At 34.2% G+C, this 17449-nt stretch carries 18 protein-coding genes; 8 read left to right on the top strand and 10 right to left on the bottom strand.

All coding sequences use genetic code 11. The annotated features are described in order from the left end of the window. The first annotated feature begins 92 nt into the window (after positions 1-92). Positions 93-731, top strand: coding sequence for a ribosome biogenesis GTP-binding protein YihA/YsxC (gene yihA, locus FIT70_RS00865; RefSeq protein ID WP_139874185.1), 639 nt, complete (start codon positions 93-95; stop codon positions 729-731). Here the strand turns inward: yihA and trmB are convergent. Continuing rightward, the gene (gene trmB, locus FIT70_RS00860; protein ID WP_139874184.1) at positions 690-1385 is read right to left on the bottom strand and encodes a tRNA (guanosine(46)-N7)-methyltransferase TrmB; all 696 of its coding nucleotides are present in this window, start codon (positions 1383-1385) and stop codon (positions 690-692) included. The genes yihA and trmB overlap by 42 nt on opposite strands. After that, entirely contained in the window at positions 1382-2560 is a 1179-nt protein-coding gene (locus tag FIT70_RS00855) for a class I SAM-dependent methyltransferase (protein ID WP_139874183.1), read from the bottom strand. The genes trmB and FIT70_RS00855 overlap by 4 nt, the downstream gene beginning before the upstream one ends. A gap of 14 nt (positions 2561-2574) precedes the next feature. Here FIT70_RS00855 and FIT70_RS00850 point away from each other — a divergent pair, with 14 nt between their 5' ends. From FIT70_RS00850 to topA, 3 genes are all read left to right on the top strand, one after another. Further along, positions 2575-3321, top strand: coding sequence for a pteridine reductase (locus FIT70_RS00850; RefSeq protein ID WP_139874182.1), 747 nt, complete (start codon positions 2575-2577; stop codon positions 3319-3321). Beyond that, positions 3318-4220, top strand: coding sequence for a tRNA 2-thiocytidine(32) synthetase TtcA (ttcA, locus tag FIT70_RS00845; RefSeq protein WP_139874181.1), 903 nt, complete (start codon positions 3318-3320; stop codon positions 4218-4220). The genes FIT70_RS00850 and ttcA overlap by 4 nt, the downstream gene beginning before the upstream one ends. A gap of 114 nt (positions 4221-4334) precedes the next feature. Beyond that, a complete protein-coding gene (gene topA, locus FIT70_RS00840) occupies positions 4335-6896 on the top strand; it encodes a type I DNA topoisomerase (protein ID WP_139874180.1) in 2562 nt (853 codons plus the stop codon). Here topA and FIT70_RS00835 read toward each other — a convergent pair. Then, positions 6893-7831: a serine hydrolase gene (locus FIT70_RS00835; protein WP_223255728.1), complete on the bottom strand. Its 939-nt coding sequence runs from the start codon at positions 7829-7831 to the stop codon at positions 6893-6895. The two genes, topA and FIT70_RS00835, sit on opposite strands and share 4 nt — an antisense overlap. 107 nt (positions 7832-7938) lie before the next feature. On the opposite strand from FIT70_RS00835, the gene gcvH reads away from it, so the two are divergent. Then, on the top strand, positions 7939-8319 hold the full coding sequence (gene gcvH / locus FIT70_RS00830) for a glycine cleavage system protein GcvH (protein WP_139874177.1): 381 nt from the start codon (positions 7939-7941) through the stop codon (positions 8317-8319). On the opposite strand, the gene FIT70_RS00825 is transcribed toward gcvH, so the two are convergent. Next, positions 8320-8736 carry a DNA polymerase III subunit chi gene (locus tag FIT70_RS00825; protein ID WP_139874175.1) on the bottom strand — a complete coding sequence of 139 codons (417 nt, stop codon included), beginning with the start codon at positions 8734-8736 and terminating at the stop codon, positions 8320-8322. 6 nt (positions 8737-8742) lie between these two features. Continuing rightward, on the bottom strand, positions 8743-10224 hold the full coding sequence (locus tag FIT70_RS00820) for a leucyl aminopeptidase (protein WP_139874174.1): 1482 nt from the start codon (positions 10222-10224) through the stop codon (positions 8743-8745). A 45-nt stretch (positions 10225-10269) separates the two neighbouring features. On the opposite strand from FIT70_RS00820, the gene lptF reads away from it, so the two are divergent. Together lptF and lptG are read left to right on the top strand one after the other, a co-directional pair. Further along, positions 10270-11364 (top strand): LPS export ABC transporter permease LptF, encoded by a 1095-nt coding sequence (lptF, locus tag FIT70_RS00815; protein ID WP_139874173.1) that lies wholly within the window; start codon positions 10270-10272, stop codon positions 11362-11364. Next, positions 11361-12431 carry an LPS export ABC transporter permease LptG gene (gene lptG, locus FIT70_RS00810; protein WP_139930341.1) on the top strand — a complete coding sequence of 357 codons (1071 nt, stop codon included), beginning with the start codon at positions 11361-11363 and terminating at the stop codon, positions 12429-12431. The genes lptF and lptG overlap by 4 nt, the downstream gene beginning before the upstream one ends. Here the strand turns inward: lptG and FIT70_RS00805 are convergent. Together FIT70_RS00805 and FIT70_RS00800 are read right to left on the bottom strand one after the other, a co-directional pair. After that, complete coding sequence (locus FIT70_RS00805; protein ID WP_139874171.1) at positions 12379-12825, bottom strand: RDD family protein; 447 nt, start codon at positions 12823-12825, stop codon at positions 12379-12381. The two genes, lptG and FIT70_RS00805, sit on opposite strands and share 53 nt — an antisense overlap. Before the next feature lie 14 nt (positions 12826-12839). Then, positions 12840-13841 carry a sodium:calcium antiporter gene (locus tag FIT70_RS00800; protein WP_139869971.1) on the bottom strand — a complete coding sequence of 334 codons (1002 nt, stop codon included), beginning with the start codon at positions 13839-13841 and terminating at the stop codon, positions 12840-12842. 37 nt (positions 13842-13878) lie between these two features. Between FIT70_RS00800 and ampD the strand changes: the two genes are divergently transcribed. Then, complete coding sequence (gene ampD, locus FIT70_RS00795; RefSeq protein WP_139930339.1) at positions 13879-14445, top strand: 1,6-anhydro-N-acetylmuramyl-L-alanine amidase AmpD; 567 nt, start codon at positions 13879-13881, stop codon at positions 14443-14445. A 9-nt stretch (positions 14446-14454) separates the two neighbouring features. Here ampD and FIT70_RS00790 read toward each other — a convergent pair whose 3' ends face one another. From FIT70_RS00790 to FIT70_RS00780, 3 genes are read right to left on the bottom strand one after another with little or no spacing between them, the layout of a single operon-like run. Further along, positions 14455-15711 carry an RsmB/NOP family class I SAM-dependent RNA methyltransferase gene (locus FIT70_RS00790; protein ID WP_139930338.1) on the bottom strand — a complete coding sequence of 419 codons (1257 nt, stop codon included), beginning with the start codon at positions 15709-15711 and terminating at the stop codon, positions 14455-14457. 2 nt (positions 15712-15713) lie between these two features. Beyond that, positions 15714-16724, bottom strand: a complete 1011-nt coding sequence (locus FIT70_RS00785) for a DUF3108 domain-containing protein (RefSeq protein ID WP_139884175.1) — start codon at positions 16722-16724, stop codon at positions 15714-15716. Next, complete coding sequence (locus FIT70_RS00780; RefSeq protein WP_139874167.1) at positions 16714-17442, bottom strand: DUF3108 domain-containing protein; 729 nt, start codon at positions 17440-17442, stop codon at positions 16714-16716. Before FIT70_RS00780 ends, FIT70_RS00785 begins: the two co-directional genes overlap by 11 nt. Positions 17443-17449 lie beyond the last annotated feature (7 nt).

Below are 17449 nucleotides of genomic sequence, written 5' to 3'. Positions count from 1 at the left end.
CGTATTTAAAGTATATTCAAGACCTTCATTTTATCTAAAATCCCATTCTCGTGATAGCATTTTGATTGGATTGAACAGGTTAGGTAAAGCGCATGGCTATTTTTCAAAACGCATCATATTTTATATCTGCTCACCATTTAAGTGATTTGCCTCCCCCTACTGGCATTGAGATTGCTTTTGCTGGTAGATCAAATGCTGGAAAATCTAGTGCTATCAATACGCTTGCTAATCATAATCGCCTTGCTTTCGTAAGTAAGCAGCCGGGGCGAACACAACTTATCAATTTCTTTTCTCTGGGAGAAAATCGTTTCCTAGTAGACTTGCCCGGTTATGGTTATGCCAAGGTACCTCACGCTATCAAAGATCATTGGCAAAAAACTCTAGCAACTTACTTGTCGGAACGTGTTTGTCTTTTTGGTCTTGTTTTAGTGATGGACATAAGACATCCACTCACGCCTCTTGACCAACAAATGTTAGAGTGGTTTTCATTAAATAAAAAACCTATTCATATTTTATTAACTAAAGCAGACAAACTGTCTCGTGAAGCCTCATATAAAATACTTCGTAGTGTTCAAAAAGAAATTGATGAAAAGTGGGGGGCATCTCTTGGTATTGAATGTACTGTTCAACTTTTTTCCAGCTTAAAAAAACAAGGTGTTGATGACGCTGAAACCATCATTGGGAAATGGCTAAATACGCCTGTAAACCATGTCCCAAACTTTATAGCCTAGATTAATTCCTCGATTTTCATATTTCGTTAAAGGACGATAATCAGGTTTTTTGAAAAAATCATCAGATATCTTTTGCAATAAGTCTTCTTTATCTAACAAATCAATAATCCAAAAAGCATAATCTTCCCAGTCTGTAGCGATATGAAGATATCCGGACTTCTTAATTTTTTGCGCAATAAGTTTTAGTAAGTTAGATTGTATAAGCCTTCTTTTATGGTGTCTTTTTTTAGGCCATGGATCAGGAAAGAAAATATGAATACCATCCAAAGAATCATCCTTAATCATTGAGTTTAGAACTTCCACAGCATCATGTTGAATAATTTTCAAATTAGAAATATTATTTTCTTGAATTAACTTAAGCAAATTGCCTACGCCGGGTGAGTGGACTTCAATCGCAACATAATTCTTATTCAAGTTAGATCTTGCAATCTCAGCAGTTGAAGTTCCCATACCGAATCCAATTTCCAATATAAGATCTCTACTTTTATTTTCAAAAACCCCATTGAAATCGATTAATTTATTTTCAAAAATCACAGCATGTTTTTGAAAGCTTTCATGAATAGCATTTGTCTGAGCTTTGGTAATTCTTCCTTGCCTTAGAATATAACTCCTAATAGGCCGCCTCTTAATATCCTCTTTATCTTGATTAATCATAACGTTGTGACTTTATTGTTATTTTTAAGCCCTAGAAGATTTATATCTATATTCTTTTCTATTGTCATCACTTTAAATAAATCCCCCATTTCTGAAGGGGATAATAATTTTTGAATTTCCGATACTGATTTCATATATAAGACACTATCTTCTATATTTACTTTCTCAAGCAACTCTAATATGCCGCAATTAATAAGAAAATTTGCCTGAGAAATAAAGCCATTAATATGGAGTCCTTTGCTAGAAGCCTCTCTTGCCAAATAGCTAAAATTAACATGACTTGTAATATCTTGGATTCCAACCTGAATAAGAGGATTGTCGTGAGCATGATGCTTGAAATGGCACATTAGTGTTCCCTGAGATCTTTGCTCGTGAAAATACTCACTGTGATTGAATCCATAGTCAATAATTATTACAACACCTTTGCTAATAGATTCGCTGATTTTATTAATCCAACTTTTAATATGAATTGCATCTTCTGCAAGGTAATTGTCTGGAAGACTTTCTAGATTGATGTGGTCATATATTGATAGATCTTTTATTGCCTTATCTTTCCAGATAAATAGATCCTTTTCTAGACCAACACCTTTTTGATAAGGAATCCCTGACGATTTTTTTATCAAATCTACAGGCAGTGCATCTAAAAGTTCATTACAGAAAATAATCCCGTTATATTCTTGCGGAATCTGATCAATCCACTGTACCTTGCTGAACAAATGCGGAGGCAAATTTTTTATTAAAAGTTCATATTGGTGCTTTCTCAATGAATGACTTATTTCTAAAATAAAATAATGATCAATTTTTTTACTATCCAAAGACTGGATTACCTCAAGAGCAAACTTGCCTGATCCGGCCCCAATTTCTATTATATTTTTATCTAGCGATAGAAAAATTTCTTCAAACTGAATACACATTGTTTTGGCAAAAAAACTTGATATTTCAGATGCCGTAACGAAGTCGCCTTTTTCACCAAACTTTCTTAAATTTCCAGTGTAGTAACCGAATTCAGGGTCATAAAGTGCAAATTCCATAAAGCGATCAAAACTTATCCATCCTTGATTAGAATGAATGTCTTGAATGATTTTTGTTTTTAATTGCTCGCTTAATTGAATCTCAATTTCCGAGGCTATAGGCATGGTTGGCATAGGTATTAGATTATAATAGAGTGAAATCATTTATACATAAACCTATGAAATCTAATAGAAAAATTGCTCTGGTTACGGGCGGCGCGAAAAGAATTGGGCAAGCAATTTGCAAACTTCTTCATGAATCGGGTATCGATTTAATGATTCACTATCGCCATTCAGCTGATGAAGCAAGAAAGCTTCAAGAAGATCTTAATAAAATCCGCAAAGATTCGGCAAGTATTATTCAAGCCGATCTTGTGAATATGAAACTATTGCCAAGTCTAGTCGAGCAAACAATCAATACCTATGGCAGATTAGATATCCTCATAAATAATGCCTCAAGTTATTACCCTACCGAAATTGGAAAAATGAATGAAAAAAATTGGAATGATCTAATTGGCAGTAATTTGAAGGCACCTTTATTTTTATCTCAACTCGCAGCAAATCAGCTTATTAAAAATAAGGGCTGCATTATAAATATCACTGACACACATATAGACAAACCGAAGAAAAATTATATTATTTATAGTATTGCCAAATCAGGCCTTACAACTTTAACAAAATCTTTGGCCCAAGAACTAAGTCCAGATGTAAGAGTTAATGCTGTTGCTCCTGGTCCGGTTTTGTGGCCTGAAAATAATGAAGAATTTAACGATATCTATAAACAAAGAGTTATTTCCCAAACGTTATTAAAAAAAATGGGTACGCCAGAAGATGTTGCTATGGCAGTCAAATTTTTAGTGCTAGATGCTCCATTTATTACAGGTCATATTTTAGCTGTCGATGGAGGAAGATCTCTTTCATTATGATTCCTCAAATTCCAATTGATGCAACCAATAACTTTCTCAAATTGCGGAATAAACTTATAGGCTTAACTGGTAAAGCAATCACTGATTTTAATATGATTGAAAATAATGACCGAGTCCTAGTATGTATGAGCGGCGGAAAAGATTCATATTCATTGCTGATGTTTTTACTAGCTCTTAAAGAAAGAGCGCCTATTCATTTTGATATTATTGCGATGAATTTAGATCAAAAACAGCCGGGATTTCCAGCCGACGTATTGCCTAATTTTTTAAAAAATTTAGGTGTTGAGCATCTCATTGTTACTGAAGATACTTATTCAATCGTAAAAGGAAAAATACCAAGTGGTAAAACCACCTGCTCTTTGTGCTCTCGCTTAAGACGCGGAATTATTTACAGAACAGCGAAAGAACTTAACATCAATAAAATTGCTTTGGGCCATCATCGTGATGATATTGTTGAGACACTTTTCCTTAATATGTTTTTTGGTTCTAAATTAAAAGCTATGCCACCTAAGCTAATCTCTAATGATAGTAAAAATATTATTATTCGGCCTTTGGCATACTGCTCGGAAAAAGAGATTTCAAGCTATGCCTCTCGTATGAATTTTCCTATTATTCCTTGTAATTTATGCGGCTCACAAGAAAATCTTCAGAGAAAAAAAATAAAAGGAATGCTGATGGAGTGGGAGAAAGAGCAACCTGGGCGAATTAATAATATATACAGAGCCATATCTAATATTGAACTCTCTCACTTAGGAGACCGAAGGCTATATGACTTCGAAAATCTTAATCAATCCAACAAAGAAGAAAATGATGATCTTCTTTTTACAGAAGATTTAATCAGAAATCTTAATACTGGCTTAAATAATATTGCTTCATTTGCAGAAAATATTGCTTCTTAAATTCACTATTTAAATTTAATTAACGTAATTTATCTAACTAAGTTAGTATAGACATCTTGTATATATCAAGATTTAAATTTATTATTCATCCAAATTTTTAATCCAGAAACCTCAATGTCTAAACTTTTAATTGTTGAATCACCATCTAAAGCCAAAACTCTTCAAAAGTATCTTGGTAATAAATTCGAAGTTTTAGCATCATATGGCCATGTACGCGACCTTGTTCCAAAAACAGGCGCCGTTGAAACAGATAATAATTTCAAAATGAATTATGCAATTATTGAAAGAAACTCTAGACATGTGGATGAAATTGCAAGGGCCGTAAAAAAATCTGATGAAGTCTATTTAGCTACGGATCCTGATAGAGAAGGAGAGGCTATTTCATGGCACATCCTAGAAATACTCAACGAGAAAAAATTAACTAAAGATAAGTTAATTAAACGGGTCATTTTTCAGGAGATTACAAAATCAGCTATCGAGTATGCCATTGAACATCCTCGAGATATATCAATGCCCCTTGTCAATGCTCAGCAAGCCAGAAGAGCGCTCGACTATCTTGTAGGTTTCAATTTATCACCTCTACTTTGGAAGAAAATTAGAAGAGGACTATCAGCAGGAAGAGTTCAGAGTCCAGCACTAAGACTTATTATTGAAAGAGAAATTGAAATCGAAAAATTTATCAGCCAAGAATATTGGACGATTCATTTAGATTCCATTAAGTCTAAAAATAAATTCCAGGCAAAGCTCATTCAGCTCGACAATAAAAAAGTAGAGCAATTTACTATTGCTTCAAAAGAAGATCACGAAAATGTTGTTGGTAAGTTGCTTTTAGAAAGCGCTGGGAAAACAAAAGTCACACGTGTTGAAAAAAAACAAAGAACGCGGAATCCTGCGCCCCCTTTTTCGACATCAACACTTCAACAAGAGTCAGTTCGAAAACTTGGTTTTACAACGAGTCGAGCAATGAGAATTGCCCAGCAGCTTTATGAAGGTCTGGATACTGGCAATGGTGCCGTAGGCTTAATTACTTATATGAGAACTGATTCACTCTCACTCTCAAATGAAGCGATGAATCAAATTAGAGGATACATTCAGTCAAATTTTGAAGCAGATTATTTACCTAAAGCGCCTATTTTTTATAAAACGAAATCTAAAAATGCGCAAGAAGCGCATGAAGCAATTAGACCAACTGATATAAGCCGGACACCCCAGAGTCTTATTGGCAAACTGTCTCCTGAACAATTTAAGTTATATGAAATGATATGGAAGCGATCTCTAGCAAGCCAAATGACACCGGCAAAGTTTGATGCTGTGAGTGTTGATCTTGCAATTGGCTCAGAAGCAAATTTATTTAGGGCAACTGGACAAACGCTAATTTTTCCAGGATTTATTGCTATCTACACTGAAAGCTTAGATGATGCATCTAATGAAGATGAAGACTCTCTTAAATTGCCTCCACTTGAAACTGGTGAAATCCTAACTGTTGATAAAATTTATGGGGATCAACATTTCACTGAGCCACCTCCCAGGTATTCTGAAGCTAGCCTAGTAAAATCTTTAGAAGAATATGGTATTGGAAGACCTTCTACTTATGCGAGTATTATTTCTACGCTTCAAGATCGTGAATATGTAATTCTCGACAAAAAAAGATTTATGCCTACTGATGTAGGTCGTGTGGTTAATAAATTCTTAACTGAGCATTTTACCCGCTATGTTGATTATGATTTCACAGCAGGCCTTGAAAGCTCTTTAGATGATATCGCAGAAAATAATAAAGAATGGATTCCCCTTCTTAAAAGCTTTTGGGATGACTTCAACAAAACAATTATTGAAAAATCAAATATCGATCGTGCTGAAATTACACAAGAAGCTATCCATGAAGACTGTCCTAAATGCAGTAAACCTTTATTCTCGAGACTTGGGAGAAGAGGGAAATTTATTGGATGCTCAGGCTACCCTGATTGCGATTACACAAGAAATGTAAGTGGTGATTCAAGCGCTCCGAATGAGCCTGTGCTTGTTTGCAAAGATCCTGAAACTGGAAAAGATGTTCTTCTGTTAATTGGACCCTACGGACCCTATCTTCAAGTGGGCGTTCAAGAGGAAGATAGTAAAAAGAAACCTAAGCGCGTGAGCGTCCCTAAGGAAATTTCATTAGGTGACTTAAATGAAGGTATAGCATTAAATCTTTTATCGCTTCCTAAAGAGTTGGGCCTCCACCCTGAAACAGGCAAAAAAGTGATTGTAAATATTGGACGTTTTGGACCTTATGTAAATTATGATGGCAAATTTAAATCCATTCCTAGATCCGAATCTATTTTTGATATCACTCTGGATCGAGCCCTTGAATTAATTGCAGAAGCTATTGCTAAAAATGCACCTTTAAGAATTTTGGGTAACGACCCAGAAGAAAACCTTTCGGTTGAAATCTTTAATGGTCGCTATGGCACATATCTTCAAAAAGGCTCTACCAAAGTTACCTTACCAAAAGATCAGGATATTGAAAAAATTACTTTGGAAGAGGCTTTAATACTTATTACCAATAAAGAGGCTTCGAGCAAGGGTAAAAAGAAAACTGCAGCTAAAAAAACAACGGTCAAGAAATCATCTGAGAAAAAAATAGCCACTAAAAAACCTGCAGCAAAAAAGAGGGTCGTAAAAGCTAAAAAAGTTTAGCTGTCTAGTTTGGATTGATTTAAATAAGAAATTGAGGAGGTTTTTTCAATCCACTTACGAATTCTATTTGCATCTGCACTTCGGGTCGCACTTCCATAGGATTTAAGTAATACTATAATCATAGGCTGCCCACTTATCATAGCTTGCATGACAAGACATTTTCCAGCCTCTTGGATAAAACCAGTTTTTGATAAACCAATAATCCAATCACTCTTTCTAATCAGTCCATTTGTATTATTAAAATTTACTGGTGCATGATGCCCTTTAACGTAAGCTTCGTATGAAGCTGTCGTTGTAATTTCTCGAATTTCAGGGTATTGGTATGCAGCTTTCACCATCTTTACAAGGTCTTCAGCTGTAGACATATTATGATTATTAAGCCCTGTAGGATCTGCAAATTCACTGCGCGTCATATCAAGTTGTAATGCTTTAATATTCATGGCATTTACGAAACCAGCTTTTCCTGTTGGATAATTTCTTCCAAGGGCAGATGCTGCACGATTATCAGAAGCAATTAAAGCAATTTTAAGTAATTCAGATCGGGGCAACACTGTTCCCACTGGCAATTTTGAACTTGAATTTTTTAACGTATCTACGTCTTCATTGGTGATGGCAATCTCTTCATCCATAGGAAGATTTGCATCTAAAGTTACCATAGCGGTCATAAGCTTAGTAACAGATGCGATAGAAGTTAAAGTGTTGGTATCTTTAGCAAACAATACTTCGCCTGTATTTTGATTTACAATCAGAGCGTTTGACGAGGCCACCCTTAAAAGACCATCTTTATTAGTCTTAGTATCTGCTCGAGATATGCCAGCTAATTCTGCTTTTGATGGTTTATTAGATTTAGATTGTTTTGCTTCGACTGAAATTGCAGATAATGCAAGAAAGAAAGTGATGCTTAGGATGAAAAAAAGTCTGATACGTTCTCTCACTAGGTAATCTCCTATTCATACTAAATTTACGCGATAATAAACAAAAAAAACATATTTGTCATTAACTTAATGTATTTAAAGATAAAATTGCTGTTATCTAATTTATTATGAATATTCCCAATACACTTATTTATACGCGTGAGCACCTATGGATTAAATCTATTGGGGACGCTACTTATGAAATTGGCATTACCGATTACGCACAAAATCTTTTAGGTGATATCGTTTTTGTAGAACTCCCAGAATTACAAAGTCAAATCTTAAGAGACATTGCCTTTGGCGTGATTGAATCAGTCAAAACTGCTTCTGATTTAATAGGCCCACTCAATGGTGTGATGATGGAAATTAATCCTAATATTCAAAAATCTCCAGAAATAATTAACGACAAGCCTCATGAAACTTGGATTTGTAAAATATCATCTCAAGATAACATAAACAACAAAGAGCTTTTTTTAGATGCTATTCAATACGCGGAACTTACCCGCTAATTAAATTTCTTTTGTCGCATCAATGAGCTTAATCTCATAACCACGATCACGATAAAACTTTAAGCGATCTCTTGCTTTTTTCTTATCTTCTTCATCGTTAGACACAATCTCAATAAGCCTCAAGTACCTTGAAAAAGAAGATGGAATATCTGGCTTTAAATTAACCATAAAGTCATCACTTAAAGGTTTATGTTCCCAATCGATATGAACAGGCGTCCTTTCTTCATGATTGCCTATCATATGTGGCAGGAATGAGGTAACTGAGGCTGTATAAAGAAAATCGCTTAATAACTCTGCGCCATTTAAATCGCTTACTGATATATGTATTTTTCTTTTTCGAAAAATTTCTTTTTCTAAGATTTCGTGAATTTTATTAAATTTATTTTCTACATTAAAATAAAAATCTATATAAGTCATGTAGATTTAATATGTTTTATTTAAAATATATTGAGTTAATAATCCAACTGGCCTTCCTGTGGCTCCTTTAGCTTTTCCGGATTTCCATGCAGTGCCTGCGATATCCAAATGAGCCCATTTATATTTTTTTGCAAATCTAGATAAGAAACAAGCCGCAGTAATGCTACCTCCTGCTCTTCCGCCAATATTAGCCATATCAGCAAAGTTACTATCCAGTTGTGATTGATAATCTTCCCACAACGGCATACGCCATGCACGATCCATAGATATTTGGCCTGCTGATTCAAGATCTTTTGCTAACTTATCGTCATTGCTATACAAGCCTGAAGCGTGATGTCCAAGAGCAATCACGCATGCCCCGGTGAGCGTTGCAATATCAATTACAACCTCTGGATTAAATCTCTCTGCGAAAGTTAATGCATCGCATAAGATCAATCTTCCTTCAGCGTCAGTATTTAATACTTCAATTGTTTGGCCTGACATGCTGGTTAAAATATCTCCGGGTTTCAAAGCTAAACCATCAGGTAAATTCTCACACGTTGGAATTATTCCGATAACATTCATGGGGAGATTTAATAAGCCAATCGTCTTAAAGGTGCCAAGAACACTTGCTGCTCCACACATATCGTATTTCATTTCATCCATATCACCTGCAGGCTTAATTGATATGCCACCTGCATCGAAGGTAATTCCCTTACCTACCAAAACAATAGGCTTTTGTGTTTTTTTACCTTTATTATGCTGAAGCACAATAAATTTTGGTGGCTGTCTGCTACCTTTAGCTACACCAAGAAAAGAACCCATTTTTAATTTTTCAATTTGTTTTTGATCTAAAACATCAATCTTCATGCCATGTTCTTTTCCAATTTCCTGGGCTTTTTTTCCCAAATAAGTTGGTGTACATATATTAGGCGGTAGATTGCCAAGTGTTTTTGTAAGCTCAATCCCTTTTGCTAACGCAAATGATTTCTTTAATGCTCCTTCAGCAATTTTTTGATTTCTCTTATCTACATTCACCAGAAAATCAAAAGTTTTTTTAGTTTTTTTATTGATTGTTTTTAGCTCAGCGAATTCATAAGTCGCATCCATAACTTCATTTATAAAGTGCTCAACATTCCACGCAATATCACTTCCTATAACTGGAGCAATTTGTATGTAAGATGCAATTGTTTTAACGTCCATTTTCTTAAGAGCATCAATCATAGATCTCACTGCGGCACGATATTTTTTTCCATCCAGCTCTTTTTCCTTGCCTAGACCTATTAAAAGTATTTTTGGGATTTTTGTTCCAGGAACATTATATAAAATAAGAGAAGAGCCAGCCTTACCACTCATATCCCCATGTTTCAAAATAGAAGCAAGATAACTAATTGTGGATGTGCTTAAAATTGGTTTGTCATATGCAACCTTAAGTGAGTCGTAAACTCCGAGAACTAATACATCTGAGCGTTGTTTCTCCGGGAGGTCTGTTTTTATGCTAAATTTCATATATATTCCTTAAATATTCTCGAATGTTAAAAACGGGAAAAATCAATGCTATTTAAAACCTCGTTAAAAAAAGAACTGCTTGTTAATTCAATTACGGCACTTTTAATACTTTTAAGTATTGTAATGGCCCAAAGAATTACATTTTATCTTAGATATGCAGCTAAGGGCGCTATCCCCAATGATTCAATCATAACAATTCTAGGGCTTAATCTTATCAAATATTCACCCCTTTTGTTGTCTCTATCTATTTTCTTGGCAGTCCTACTTACCCTTTCTCGATGGTATCGTGACCACGAAATGATTATCTGGCTTAGCTCGGGTTTGAGTCTTGCAAAAATTATTAAGCCTATTGCTTCTTTTGCTCTGCCGGCTATATTTATGGTGGCATTTCTCTCGCTTTTTTTAAACCCTTGGGCGGTCAGAACAGCCGATCAATTTAAGAATCAATTAAAAAGTCGTGATGAATTGTCAAGGCTTAATCCAGGGACATTTAAAGAGTCAAAAAGTTTAGATCGAGTCTTTTATATTGAAAGCTTTGATGAATTAGGGAGTGCTGTAAAAAACATTTTTGTTCAAACAAAGCATAATAACAAATTAGGCGTTGTGATTGCTAGCAACGGTCATCGAGAAATTTCAAACAAAGGTGATAACTATATTATTTTACAAAAAGGCCGAAGGTACGAGGGCGTGCCAAATACAAAAGAATTTTCTACTACAGAATTTGACCAATACGGCATATTGACAGCCCAACAACCTGTGGAGCCCTTCATAGAAACTGTTGATAGCAAAAAACTTTCTGATGTAATTAAATCAAAAACTTTGGCCGACCGATTAGAACTTCAGTGGAGGATTGCATCACCTATATCATGCATTCTATTGGTTTTCTTAGCTATTCCTTTAAGCTTTACTAATCCTCGCGCGGGAAGATCTCTTAATATTATTTTTGCTGTCTTAATTTTTATTATTTACAATAATCTTTTAGCTATTATGAATACACTTATCTCCCTAAAAAAAGTAAGTGTCACCATTGGTTTTTGGCCAATTCATCTTATTTTTTTATTTGCAGCGATTTATTTTACTTATAAACGATCAATCAATCAGCCGCTTTTTAATCTCAAAAGCAACTTAAATACAAAATGAAAATTTTGTATCGATATCTTAATTTAGAGCTTGCTATACCGATTTTCTGGGTCATGATTGGTCTCATAGGTATATTGTCCTTTTTTGATTTTATTCAAGAAATAAATGATTTGGGCAAAGGAACATATAACTTACTTAGCATTTTTAGTTATGTTGTTCTTAGTATTCCAGGACATGTTTATGAAATCGTACCAATCGCTGTCCTTATTGGATCTATGTATGCCATCGGACAGCTTTCTGAAAATTCTGAATTAACTGTTATACGCTCAAGCGGATACTCAATAAAGCACATAGCGTTTACCCTTTCGTTTACAGGGCTATTTTTTACTTTGTTTACATTTGCGGTGGGAGATCTTGTGACTCCTCTTTCAGAAAAAAAAGCGCAAGAAATAAGAATTACAGCCAAAGAGTCTATTGTGACTCAAGAATTTAGATCTGGTTTGTGGATTAAAGATAGTAATAGCTTTATTAATGTTGAGCATGTTTTGCCCGATACAAGCTTGTCAAATATACGTATATACGAATTCGATAATAATTTTCATTTAAGAACAATTACAAATGCTAAAAAAGCCAACTTTAAAGAATCTGAATGGAAACTTGAGGATGTTGATCAAACAATTTTTAATCAAGATAAAATTTCTACAATTTCTCTCAAAAGTGCAAATTGGAAATCGCTTATAAAACCTGAAATGATGAATGTTCTTCTGGTCTCTCCAGAAAAAATGTCATCTATGGGCCTTATCCATTTCATCAAATATCTGAAAAATAATAGGCAAAAAGTTACTAGGTATGAAATTGCTTTATGGGAAAAATTAATTTATCCGCTAGCATCTATTGCAATGGTGTTGTTTGCAATACCATTCGGATTTTTTCAAGAACGCTCTGGAGGTAAAAATGTAAAAATATTTCTAGGAATTCTATTTGGTATTTTCTACCAAATTATGAACTCAGGATTTAGATATATCGGTCTTCTTAATGACTGGCACCCACTTTCTTGTGCAGCAATTCCTACACTTATCTTTTTTTCAATCGGTGTGATGATGATTTATAAAACTGAACATCAATAAAATAATTATTTAAAATTTGATCGTGAAGATACAAATGTTTCTTATTGGTAAGTGCCCATAGAAAACCTATACCTCCTATAAGCACGCCCAAGGTTGCATAAATATAACGCTTCCATGCTAATTTTTGATTAAGGGTTCCACGCCTAGAAACTATTTTCAATTTCCATGCTCTCATTGCGAGAGTCTGGCCCGATTTAGTCCAGCAATAGGTTAAATAAATTCCTGACATAAGCCATAAATAAATCTGAAATACTGGTCTACGATATGCACCAAAAAATTCATCAAAGAAATATATAAAAATAAATCCTGTTACCATCCATATAGGTATTAGAGCAAATAATTCATATATTAAGGAACCATAAACTCGGATCAGCGACGGATTATCTTTTTTCACAAATAAAAACTAAATCAATGAAGTGCAAAATATAGATATGTAAAATAAAAAATACCATTTATACCTAAATGCCAAATTTTGATATTAGATTTTTGAATGAGAATTCTGATCCATAAAGAAGAAAGAAGTGTTATAAAAATACATAAATAAACTTCTTTTCTTGGCTCCCATGGCGTAAGAAGTATGCCAATTGCGGGAAGAAGTGTTCCCTGAAATACCATCGCGCCAGTTATATTTCCAAAAGCAAGTGTGTCTTTACCTTTGCGAATCCAAAAAATACTGTTCACTTTTTCAGGGAGCTCAGTCGCTATTGGAATAATTAACATAGACAAAATAAGTGCAGAAATTCCTAAAATAGACGAAGTTTCCTCAATGCCAGAAATAAACCCTTTTGCTCCAAATACCAACAGAGCTAAGCCAATAAGTAATTGAATGGAAATAATCAAATAATTATTTGGAAGACCAATTCTTTCCATAAACATAGGATTTGACGCTTCAGTGGCATGGCCTTCGTTAACAAGTTTTTTTGATGCTCGAATAGTCACTAAAATATAAATAAAATATGAAAAAACCATTAAAAATGCTATTAAGCCTCTAGCAAGCTCGGACGTATGTGGAATAAATAAAGCTATGCCAGCAAAGATAAATGAGCATATAAAAAAATCTAAGTCCCTAATCAATCCAGTTTTTTCAGGTTTTAAATGCCCTCCAAATCCTCTATGCCCAATTACAGACATAGCCATAATAAACATTGTTAAAGTAGAGAGCATGAGAGGGGCGCCTAAAATTGCTCCGACTCCAACCTGGTGGTTAGTCTCCTTATCTCCATGAGAAGACAAAAGTGCTAATAGCGGAACTAATGTCTCTGGAAGAGCAGTTCCTATAGCCGCAAAAATTGATCCTGTGACGCCCTCTGAAATTTTTAATTTTTCTCCTAAATGCTCAAGTGCATTGGTAAATATCTCAGCTGAGACTAGAATAACTAATAACATAAAAAATAATTCTAAAAAAATCATTTCAATCCTTTAATTTTAAACACCACTCAAATTAACAATGCTTACATCTTTATTAATAAACGACTCAGGATTTGCAGATCAAGCAAAGATTATATTATCGCCTAACTTTGACAATCGACCGAATAAGTCTAATATTAATTTGATTGTAATTCATAATATTAGCCTTCCACCCAGAACTTATGGCGGCAATAGTATCATTGATTTATTTACAAATAAAATTAACCCTGACGACCACGAATACTTTAAATCTATTTCAAATCTAAAAGTATCCTCTCATTTTTTAATTAGAAGAGATGGTTCACTCATTCAATTTGTGTCATGTTTGGATCGGGCCTGGCACGCAGGTGAATCAACATGGAATCAATTTAATCATTGCAATGATTTTTCGATTGGGATTGAACTGGAAGGTAGCGACTATGATATTTTTGAACCTGAGCAATATAAGTGCTTAGAAAAACTTATTCAAAGCATACTAAAAAAATATCCGATTGAATGTATTGTAGGTCACTCTGATATTGCGCCATCACGAAAAACAGACCCAGGCCCTTACTTTGACTGGACAAGAATAGAATCTTACGCTGAAAAATTACCTTATAAACGTTAATTTTTTCATTTAATCAGTTCGCTCTAGAACTGCTGCAAAAAATCCGTCTGTTTTCTGTTTATGCGGGGTCAGTTCCAAAAAAATACCTGTCGAAAGTGGTATTTGATTTTTTATCAAAATATCGTTCGCTGAAATTATTTTAAAGTTTTTATTTTTCTCTAAAAAACTTTCAACAATGAGCCCATTTTCTCTTTTTAAAAGACTACATGTGGAATAAATTAATCGGCCTTCTTTTTTTACTAGTTTTTTAGCTTCCTCAAGAATAGCTAACTGTTTTAAATTAAGCTCATCTAAGTCCTGAATAGAATTTTTCCATTTCAAATCTGGATTTCTTCTAAATGTGCCAGTTCCGCTGCAAGGAACGTCAGCAAGTACTCGATCAAATTTTCCATGTAATTTTTTTAACTTTGCATCTTTTTCATTTTTAATCTTTTGTGCGAATAAGTTAGATAATCCTGATTTTTTTAGTCGCTTACCTAAATTAATAATTCGTTTTTCAGAAATATCATAAGCATATATGCGGCCAGTGTTTTTCATAATTGCCCCAATGGCTAAGCTCTTCCCACCTGCGCCAGCGCAAAAGTCTGCAACCATCATTCCTCTTTTTGCATCTACCAGAAAACTTAATATTTGACTGCTTTCATCCTGAACTTCAATCTTTCCTTCTAAAAATAATCTATTTCGACTTAGCGACGTCCCTCGGGCAATTCTGATGCCGGATGGGGAATAGGTCATAACTTCAATATCAGTTGTATCTTTTGCAAGTTCATCAACCAGATCATCTCGACTTATTTTTATTGTATTAACTCGTATATCCAATTTAGCTGGCTCAAGAAAACTTCTAGCTAAAAGTATTGCCTCATCTATGCCATATTGTTCAACTAATAAATCCCAAAGCCAGTCAGGTAGACTTAATTTTTCTGGCCATGTATATTCTTCTGTATCTTTTGATTTTAATGTTTTGGCCCATTCAACTTCTTCTTTACTTAATTCATGCTCCAGGTCTCTAATACTTCTTCCTTCAATTTTTATTAGCCAGGCAATAACTAGTTTTTTATAGTTATTTTCATCTCCATTTATTTTCTTTAAAAATCTAAATCTCCGAATCACACCATAGATACATTCAGCAATCTCACCTCTATCTTTCTGTCCCAATTCGCCATGCTCTCGAAAATAGTTACTCAATTTCATATCGGCAGGGCCATGAAAATCTAATGCCTCCCCCAAAATATTGGCACAGTGTTGCATCAAATTCAGATTAAGCATATTTATAAACCTAGGCTTTCAGTTTCAATTTTTTTTGCGGATTGATCTAAAATACTTCCATCTTTTTCTGTTTTTCTTATTTTGATTGGAAGATACCTATAGTCTTTTGCAAGCCACAAATCAATTCTTTCTTCATTGTTATAATTAAACTTTGCTATATGCATTGTTGCTATCTTATCAACGTCAGTCTCAATAACTTCATCTCCAATATAAGCATAATCATAGGGCTTGTAAGATTTACCATTTGTAATATACAGTTTCATTTTGGTTAAAGGGGGCTCAAACATGAATTGATACATGAAGCTCAACATATCTTGTGAACCTTCCAATATTTCAAACTCATTTACTTTTCCATTCATTGTAGTAATTATTTTTTTAGATTCCCAATCAAATGCTGCTGAATTATCTATCTTGCTGCCGAATTGATAATGGTAATTAAGTGGCTTCAAGCCTTCTGAAGTGACTAGCCCATTACTTGTTTGCACTAATTTATTCCAATAAAAAAGAGACACAAATCCCCTTGCCTCAACTTCGTTTCTAATACTGTAACGATTATCTTGATCTATTGAATAGGTCGTTTTGGCAGCACCAATAGGTGAACCATCTATGCCTCTTCTTACATCATAATCAATAATCACTTTTTTATAGTGGATTTCTTTTTTTTCGTCGCTATTGGGAGTTTGGTTTAAATCATTATGTTCAATGCTCTGTTCTAAATCATCTCCTTTACCCTCTTCTTTTTTAATCGAATTGTTATCTATTTCTTTGTTTTGCTTAATGCTTTTTTTTGGGGCATTTGATTTCTTTCGACTTACCGGTTGATCATTTTTCAAAGGGCTTTCAAGGTGGCTGACAATAACAATATTTAGACTATCTGAGTCTTTTAAAAAGAATGGGTTGTATATATCTATACCTCCCAACAAAAAAAGATGAGCCAGAATTGAAACTACAATGGCTAGCAAAAATTTTACATGGTTACTTTTTAAAAGTTTTTTTGTGCGATTAAAATGCATTTAGATCTATATTCGTCTGCACCAAGTTTTGCTCTAACGTTGAGCCATTCTTTTCCTGATAACGAATACGAATAGGCAGCTTATAAAGCTTATTGCTCAACCATATTTGAGTTTCTGGCTTTCCGTCTTTTTCTGCGATACTTTGAATTGAAGTGGTCTCAAAGTTTGTATTGCCTAAGGAAAGTGCCACTTTTTTATCTATAACTCTGAATTGATATTTTTTATATTTCTTGCCAGTGGCAGCCACAAATTCAATTATAGGCTCGTCAAAATTTTCATAATTAAATTGGTATAAGTAACTAATCAAGTCTTGTGTTTTATTTTCTATATTCTCTTTTGTTTCACTGCCCTTATACTGAGTAATCAATATTTTATTGTCCCAATCAAAATCTACGATTGCATTTTTACTCGCATTACTTCCTTGATGGACTTCAAAGCGTTGTGGCTTTAAGCCTTCAATTGTAATCTTGCCTTCGCTCATCAATACTCGATCTCCAAACAGAGCGTATAGACCAATCCCTTTTGTAATGCTCTCAATATGATAGTTTCCTACCTCATCAATCATAAATTTCTCAATGACTGTTCCCAGCGACTCTCCGTTTTGAGTGAGGTCGTACTTCAATTCTAAAATATTGGGAAGTTCTTTTGAAAAAGCTAACGTATTAAATAAAACCAAAAAAACTGCTAGCCACTTTTTGAATGGCAATAATCTTTTCATGTTTAGA

It is taken from the genome of Candidatus Methylopumilus universalis (assembly GCF_006364435.1).
Lineage (GTDB): Bacteria > Pseudomonadota > Gammaproteobacteria > Burkholderiales > Methylophilaceae > Methylopumilus > Methylopumilus universalis.
The sequence above is the reverse complement of the archived record's forward strand: the minus strand, read 5'-3'. Positions and strand labels throughout refer to the sequence as shown.